Annotated in this window: 6 protein-coding genes and 1 other annotated feature; of the genes, 5 read left to right on the forward strand and 1 reads right to left on the reverse strand. The window is 38.1% G+C overall.

Features of this window, described 5'->3' with window-relative positions; genetic code table 11:
* Positions 1-108: 108 nt before the first annotated feature.
* Entirely contained in the window at positions 109-1,110 is a 1,002-nt protein-coding gene (locus tag BAU28_RS24540; RefSeq protein ID WP_025151038.1) for a YaaC family protein, read from the reverse strand.
* Between the two features lie 115 nt (positions 1,111-1,225).
* Between BAU28_RS24540 and guaB the strand changes: the two genes are divergently transcribed.
* From guaB to serS, 5 genes are all read left to right on the forward strand, one after another.
* Positions 1,226-2,689 (forward strand): IMP dehydrogenase, encoded by a 1,464-nt coding sequence (gene guaB / locus BAU28_RS24545; RefSeq protein ID WP_002174524.1) that lies wholly within the window; start codon positions 1,226-1,228, stop codon positions 2,687-2,689.
* Between the two features lie 104 nt (positions 2,690-2,793).
* On the forward strand, positions 2,794-4,113 hold the full coding sequence (locus BAU28_RS24550) for a serine hydrolase (RefSeq protein ID WP_025151039.1): 1,320 nt from the start codon (positions 2,794-2,796) through the stop codon (positions 4,111-4,113).
* A gap of 159 nt (positions 4,114-4,272) precedes the next feature.
* Entirely contained in the window at positions 4,273-5,160 is an 888-nt protein-coding gene (gene pdxS / locus BAU28_RS24555) for a pyridoxal 5'-phosphate synthase lyase subunit PdxS (RefSeq protein WP_000186167.1), read from the forward strand.
* An 18-nt stretch (positions 5,161-5,178) separates the two neighbouring features.
* A complete protein-coding gene (gene pdxT / locus BAU28_RS24560; RefSeq protein ID WP_025151040.1) occupies positions 5,179-5,769 on the forward strand; it encodes a pyridoxal 5'-phosphate synthase glutaminase subunit PdxT in 591 nt (196 codons plus the stop codon).
* A 54-nt stretch (positions 5,770-5,823) separates the two neighbouring features.
* Positions 5,824-6,045: a binding site (T-box leader), on the forward strand.
* Between the two features lie 51 nt (positions 6,046-6,096).
* On the forward strand, positions 6,097-7,371 hold the full coding sequence (serS, locus tag BAU28_RS24565) for a serine--tRNA ligase (RefSeq protein ID WP_071720413.1): 1,275 nt from the start codon (positions 6,097-6,099) through the stop codon (positions 7,369-7,371).
* The last annotated feature ends 230 nt before the right edge of the window (positions 7,372-7,601 follow it).

A 7,601-nucleotide genomic window follows, 5' to 3' on the forward strand; every position in this document is an offset into this window, starting at 1 on the left:
AACACGGAAGTTAAGCTCTCTAGCGCCGATGGTAGTTGGGACCTTGTCCCTGTGAGAGTAGGACGTCGCCAAGCAAGCTAAAACACGAGTCATTTGACTCGTGTTTTTTTATTTCCCATGAAATAGGCTAGATTCCGTTAATAAAAATGTCGAAATATAGTAAGGGATCTTTTGCGCAGAAATATTGAGAAATTGATAAATGAATGGATAATCTTCGGAGTTGTAGCTTCCAAGTAAGTCATACCACCAATCAGTTTCATACCTAGAAATCATGCTTAAATTATAGAGCAATAAGTAATGAACAAGGAGTTCAGGTAATACTGGCTTAGGATTTCTAGGATCGCTCGTAAGTGGTAAATAATAAGTATCAGTAAGATGCTCGTAGTATAAAGGGGTACTATACATAGGATTCCATGATTGAATGGGCGCTGTAAAAAGCACATTCGACTCATTAGTTTTCCCAGGTACATGTTGTATTGATAAATGCTTACAAGCTGTTTCAATGTAACGAGAAAACCTCTCCTTGGTCATATGTAGTCGATCTAGTATATTGACTGGAAAGGAGAGTTCATTTTTATTTGGTGAATCGATCTTATATAATGTTGTTCCTTTTTGACTATAGCGAAATAAATTTTGTAACTCAGGGATTTTTCCCATTAGCTCTAACATGTTAAATTTTTCTGCTTCCAAGTGTTTCATGTGAAACACTCGTTCTGCGGTATGAGAAAACAATCCATTTTTCTGTATTTTTACCTCATCTTCTAAAAATTGATACCCTTGTTTTTTTCTTTTACGTGTTGTAACTCCATGCGCTAAAACTGTCGTTGATTCTGGATAGTTTGGATCAATAGTTAACAAACAAGCTTTAAAAAGCTGGCTCATTCCATAAAACAACAACATTGGCTGAATGGAGAAGGGGGCTGTCTTATATAATTCATAATAATTTTTCCCATGTTCTAAGTAATAAATAAAGGGATAACAATTTTCAAAACTTTTTTTTTCAGCATCTTGAATTGAGGATTTTTCGTAACAACGGGCAAGATAACGTTGTACATTTTGAGATGAAAAAAAGAAACTTAAGTGCTGCCAAATGCAAGGTGTATGATGCATATATTACGCTCCTTTTATTGTCTAAAAATTCTAACATTTATATACTTTCTTGACAGTATTTTAACCAATTGATAAGCTACTAATAATAATTTCTGGTATCATGGGGGGAACAATTATGTGGGAATCTAAATTTGTTAAAGAAGGTTTGACTTTTGATGATGTATTACTTGTACCAGCAAAGTCAGATATATTACCAAGAGAAGTAAGTGTTAAAACAGTTTTATCTGAAAGCTTACAGCTAAACATCCCGTTAATTAGTGCAGGAATGGATACAGTCACAGAGGCTGACATGGCTATTGCAATGGCTCGCCAAGGCGGTTTAGGAATCATTCATAAGAATATGTCTATCGAGCAACAGGCAGAGCAAGTTGATAAAGTAAAGCGCTCTGAAAGCGGCGTTATTTCAGATCCTTTCTTCTTAACTCCAGAACATCAAGTATTTGATGCAGAACATCTTATGGGAAAATATCGTATCTCAGGTGTGCCAGTTGTAAATAATTTGGATGAGCGAAAATTAGTTGGTATTATTACAAACCGTGATATGCGTTTCATCCAAGACTACTCAATCAAAATTTCTGACGTAATGACAAAAGAAAAGTTAATTACAGCTCCAGTTGGTACTACACTGGAAGAAGCTGAAAAGATCCTACAAAAGTATAAAATTGAAAAGCTCCCTCTTGTTGATAACAACGGTGTATTACAAGGGCTTATTACAATAAAAGATATTGAAAAAGTAATTGAATTCCCAAACTCTGCTAAGGATAAGCAAGGACGCTTATTAGTCGGAGCAGCAGTTGGTGTAACGGCTGATGCAATGCTTCGTATCGACGCATTAGTAAAAGCGAGCGTAGATGCAATTGTACTTGATACAGCTCACGGGCATTCTCAAGGTGTTATTGAAAAAGTAAAAGAAGTTCGTGCGAAATATCCAGCACTAAACATTATCGCTGGAAATGTTGCGACAGCTGAAGCGACGAAAGCATTAATCGAAGCCGGTGCAAATGTAGTGAAAGTTGGTATTGGGCCAGGTTCTATTTGTACAACGCGTGTTGTAGCTGGAGTTGGTGTACCACAATTAACAGCAGTTTATGATTGTGCAACTGAAGCTCGTAAACACGGCATTCCCGTTATTGCTGATGGCGGTGTAAAGTACTCTGGTGATATGGTTAAAGCTTTAGCAGCAGGAGCACACGTTGTTATGCTAGGTAGTATGTTTGCTGGTGTAGCTGAAAGCCCTGGAGAAACTGAAATTTACCAAGGTCGTCAATTTAAAGTATATCGTGGTATGGGTTCTGTTGGAGCAATGGAAAAAGGAAGTAAAGATCGCTACTTCCAAGAAGGAAACAAAAAACTTGTTCCAGAAGGTATTGAAGGACGAGTACCATATAAAGGACCTTTAGCAGATACAGTTCATCAATTAGTTGGTGGATTACGTGCAGGTATGGGATACTGCGGAGCACAGGATTTAGAATTCTTACGTGAGAATGCGCAATTCATTCGTATGTCGGGTGCTGGGTTACGTGAAAGCCATCCTCATCACGTACAGATTACAAAAGAGGCTCCAAACTACTCATTATAATGTCTTATATGTAAATAGACGGAGATTTGATATCTCTGTCTATTTTTTTTTGATTATGTTAGAATAACGGTTATGTGAGTACATAGATATTGGGGGTAGCAAAAGTGAAAGGTATGTTTTGCAAAAGATTCATTGCGTTGGTAACAGTGCTTACACTAGCTTGTAGCATGTTTGTACCATATGGCAATGCATCAGCAGAAACAGGAGCCGCTTTAAACATTGAAGCAGGTGCGGCAATTTTAGTAGAAGCGAATTCTGGGAAGATTTTATATCAAAAAAATGCTGACGAATTACTGGCAATTGCTAGTATGACAAAGATGATGAGTGAATACTTAGTGAATGAGGCGGTAGCAAAAGGGAAACTGAAGTGGGACCAAAAAGTTAAAGTTTCTGAATATGCGCATAAAATTTCACAAGATCGTTCATTATCAAATGTTCCTCTAGAAAACGGTGGTTCCTATACGGTAAAAGAACTGTATGAAGCGATGGCAATTTATTCTGCTAATGGAGCGACAATTGCTTTAGCTGAAGCAGTAGCAGGAAAAGAAGTAGATTTTGTAAAAATGATGAACGATAAGTCAAAAGAGTTTGGATTAAAAAATTATAAATTCGTAAACTCTACGGGCTTAACGAACAAAGATTTAAAAGGACAACATCCTGAAGGGACAACTCCTGACGAAGAAAATAAAATGTCTGCAAGAGATGTTGCGATTTTAGCACAACATCTTATCCAAGATTTTCCGAAAACATTAGATACAGCAAAAATCCCAAAAATGACATTCCAAAAGGGTGGTAAGTATCCAATTGATATGGCTAACTGGAATTGGATGTTAAAAGGATTAATTAAGGAATATGAAGGTGTAGATGGTCTGAAAACAGGATCCACTCCAGAAGCAGGAGATTGTTTTACTGGTACAGCAGAAAGAAATGGCATGCGTTTAATTTCTGTAGTAATTAAAACAAATTCTCATACAGCACGTTTTGATGAAACGAAAAAATTATATGATTACGGATTTACAAACTTTGAAGTGAAGAAGGCTTATGCAAAAGATTCAGCAGTAAAAGGACAAGAAACTGTACGAGTTGAAAATGCAAAAGAAAAAGATGTAGCGGTTCAAACGAAACAAGCTATTTCCCTTCCAATGCCAAAAGGAAGTAAAGACGTTTATAAAACAGAATTTAAAGTAATAAATAAAGAACAAGAAGCACCTATTAAAAAAGGTGTGGCAATTAGTCAAATGATTATATCGCCGAAAGATAGCAATGACCCTGGATTTTTATCAGGTAAATCATTACAAGTAGACCTTGTAACGAAATCTGAAGTAGAAGAAGCGGGCTGGTTCACACGTTCTATGCGCGGAATTGGTTCTTTCTTTAGTGGTATGTGGAATGGTGCTGTTGATACAGTAAAAGGTTGGTTTTAAAAGCTCCTCATTGTAGGAGCTTTTTTTTATTCCTATTTTTCATACCGACTTTATGAAAAAGTAGTAGACAAGCATTAGATAGTTAATGGTAGAATGTAAGAGTATTCTTAATTTTCTCCTTTAACGGGGGAAAGCAATCACCTAGGGGGGTTTTTGTACATGACAAATGTAACAGGGACAGAACGTGTAAAACGTGGAATGGCAGAAATGCAAAAAGGCGGCGTTATTATGGACGTAGTTAACGCTGAACAAGCAAGGATTGCAGAAGAGGCAGGCGCAGTTGCTGTTATGGCATTAGAGCGTGTACCTGCAGATATTCGTGCAGCAGGTGGCGTTGCTCGTATGGCGGACCCAACAATTGTTGAAGAAGTTATGGGTGCTGTGTCAATTCCGGTTATGGCAAAATGTCGTATCGGTCACCTTGTAGAAGCACGTGTATTAGAATCATTAGGGGTAGACTATATCGATGAGAGTGAAGTATTAACTCCTGCTGATGAAGTATACCATTTAAATAAACGTGATTACACAGTTCCATTTGTATGTGGTTGCCGTGATATCGGAGAAGCTGCACGTCGTATTGCAGAAGGTGCATCTATGCTTCGTACAAAAGGTGAACCTGGAACAGGAAACATTGTAGAGGCAGTGCGTCATATGCGCCAAGTCAATGCAGAAATCCGTCAAGTTGCAAGTCTACGTGAAGATGAGTTAATGACATATGCAAAAAATACTGGTGCTCCTTATGAAGTGCTACTTGAAATTAAACGCCTTGGCCGTTTACCAGTTGTAAACTTTGCAGCAGGTGGTGTAGCAACACCAGCGGATGCAGCGTTAATGATGCAACTTGGTGCTGATGGTGTATTTGTTGGATCTGGTATCTTCAAATCAGAGAACCCAGAGAAATTTGCACGTGCAATCGTTGAAGCAACGACTCATTATGAAGATTACGAACTAATTGCAAGCCTTTCTAAAGGATTAGGTACTGCAATGAAAGGTGTCGAAATTTCAACGTTATTACCAGAACAACGCATGCAAGAGCGTGGATGGTAATTAAAGGAGATCTTTAAAATGGTGAAAATCGGTGTACTAGGCCTTCAAGGTGCAGTTCGTGAGCATGTAAAATCAGTTGAAGCAAGTGGTGCAGAAGCTGTTGTTGTAAAGCGTATAGAACAACTTGAAGAGATTGATGGTCTTATTTTACCAGGCGGTGAAAGTACAACAATGCGCCGTCTTATTGATAAGTATGCTTTCATGGAACCTCTTCGTACATTTGCGAAGTCTGGTAAACCAATGTTTGGTACATGTGCAGGTATGATTCTTCTTGCGAAAACACTTATTGGCTATGAAGAAGCGCATATTGGTGCTATGGATATTACAGTTGAGCGCAATGCGTTCGGGCGCCAAAAAGATAGTTTTGAAGCCGCACTTTCAATTACGGGTGTGGGAGAAGACTTCGTTGGTGTATTTATCCGTGCTCCGTATGTTGTAAATGTAGCTGATGATGTTGAAGTACTTTCTACGCATGGCGATCGAATGGTAGCGGTAAGGCAAGGGCCATTTTTAGCTGCTTCTTTCCATCCGGAATTAACGGACGATCATCGTGTAACAGCATACTTTGTAGAAATGGTAAAAGAAGCAAAAATGAAAAAAGTTGTATAAGTAACTTGCAACTTGTATAAGATTATAGTAAATTGATGGTAACAATTTTATAAAATAAGCGTGTTGATAGGAAATAGTAACAAATGGCGTTTCTTATAGAGAGTCGATGGTTGGTGGAAATCGATAGAAACAGTTTGTGAATCCATCCTGGAATGGAATGTGGAATATCTTTATGATTAGTAAGCATTCCCGGTGAAGAGCCGTTATTTCTACTTGAGAGGAAAGCGGTAATGCTTTCAACTAGGGTGGCAACGCGGGTTAACTCCCGTCCCTGTTTATAGGGACGGGAGTTTTTTGTGTTTTATAAAATAAAAGGAGGAGTATATAATGCTTGATATTAAATTTTTACGTACGAATTTTGAAGAAGTAAAAGCGAAATTACAGCATAGAGGCGAAGATTTAACGGATTTTGGTCGCTTTGAAGAACTTGATACGAGAAGAAGAGAGCTACTTGTTCAAACAGAAGAACTAAAAAGTAAACGTAACGAAGTATCTCAGCAAATTTCAGTATTAAAACGCGAAAAGAAAGACGCGGAAGCTCTAATTCTAGAAATGCGTGAAGTTGGGGAAAAAGTAAAAGATCTTGATAATGAGCTTCGTACAGTTGAAGAAGATTTAGAAAGATTAATGTTATCTATTCCAAATATCCCTCATGAATCTGCTCCAGTAGGTGAAACAGAGGATGATAACGTAGTAGCGCGTACTTGGGGAGATGTGAAAGAATTTACTTTTGAACCAAAACCACATTGGGATCTTGCTACAGATTTAGGGATTTTAGATTTTGAGCGTGCTGGGAAAGTAACAGGAAGCCGATTTGTATTTTACAAAGGTGCTGGTGCAAGATTAGAACGTGCTTTAATTAGTTTCATGCTTGACCTTCACACTGACGAGCATGGATATGAGGAAGTATTACCTCCTTATATGGTAAATCGTGCAAGTATGACGGGAACAGGGCAACTTCCGAAATTTGAAGAAGATGCATTCCGTATTGAAAGCGAAGATTATTTCTTAATCCCTACAGCTGAAGTACCTGTAACGAATATGCATCGTGATGAGATTTTAAGTAAAGAGCAATTACCGATACGATATGCTGCATTTAGCTCATGTTTCCGTTCTGAAGCGGGTTCAGCTGGTCGCGATACACGCGGTTTAATTCGCCAACATCAATTTAATAAAGTTGAACTTGTAAAGTTCGTGAAACCAGAAGATTCTTACGAAGAGTTAGAAAAATTAACAAATGATGCAGAGCGCGTGTTACAATTATTAGAGTTGCCATATCGCGTTATGAGCATGTGTACAGGAGATTTAGGATTTACAGCAGCGAAGAAATACGATATTGAAGTATGGATTCCGAGCTATGGTACATATCGTGAAATTTCTTCTTGTAGTAATTTTGAAGCTTTCCAAGCGAGACGTGCAAATATCCGTTTCCGTCGTGAGCTAAATGGCAAACCAGAACATGTTCATACATTAAATGGATCTGGTCTTGCGATTGGGCGTACGGTGGCAGCTATTTTAGAGAACTATCAACAAGAAGATGGTACAATTATAATTCCAGAAGTTCTTCGCCCTTATATGGGAGGAAAAACAGTTATTAAATAAATTTAAACATTCATCGGTATGAGTGATTGGTAATTATGAGCGTTGTCAGTAGTGTAATGAAGGAGAGGGAAAGTGAAATTTTCCTTTCCTCATAATTTATCATAGCAGGGTTGACTAACTGTTTTTCTTTTGATATTATATTTGATGTCAATATGGAGGTATACCCAAGTCTGGCTGAAGGGATCGGTCTTGAAAACCGACAGGCGGCGAGAGTCGCGCGGGGGTTCGAA

Source organism: Bacillus paramycoides (assembly GCF_001884235.1).
Lineage (GTDB): Bacteria > Bacillota > Bacilli > Bacillales > Bacillaceae_G > Bacillus_A > Bacillus_A paramycoides.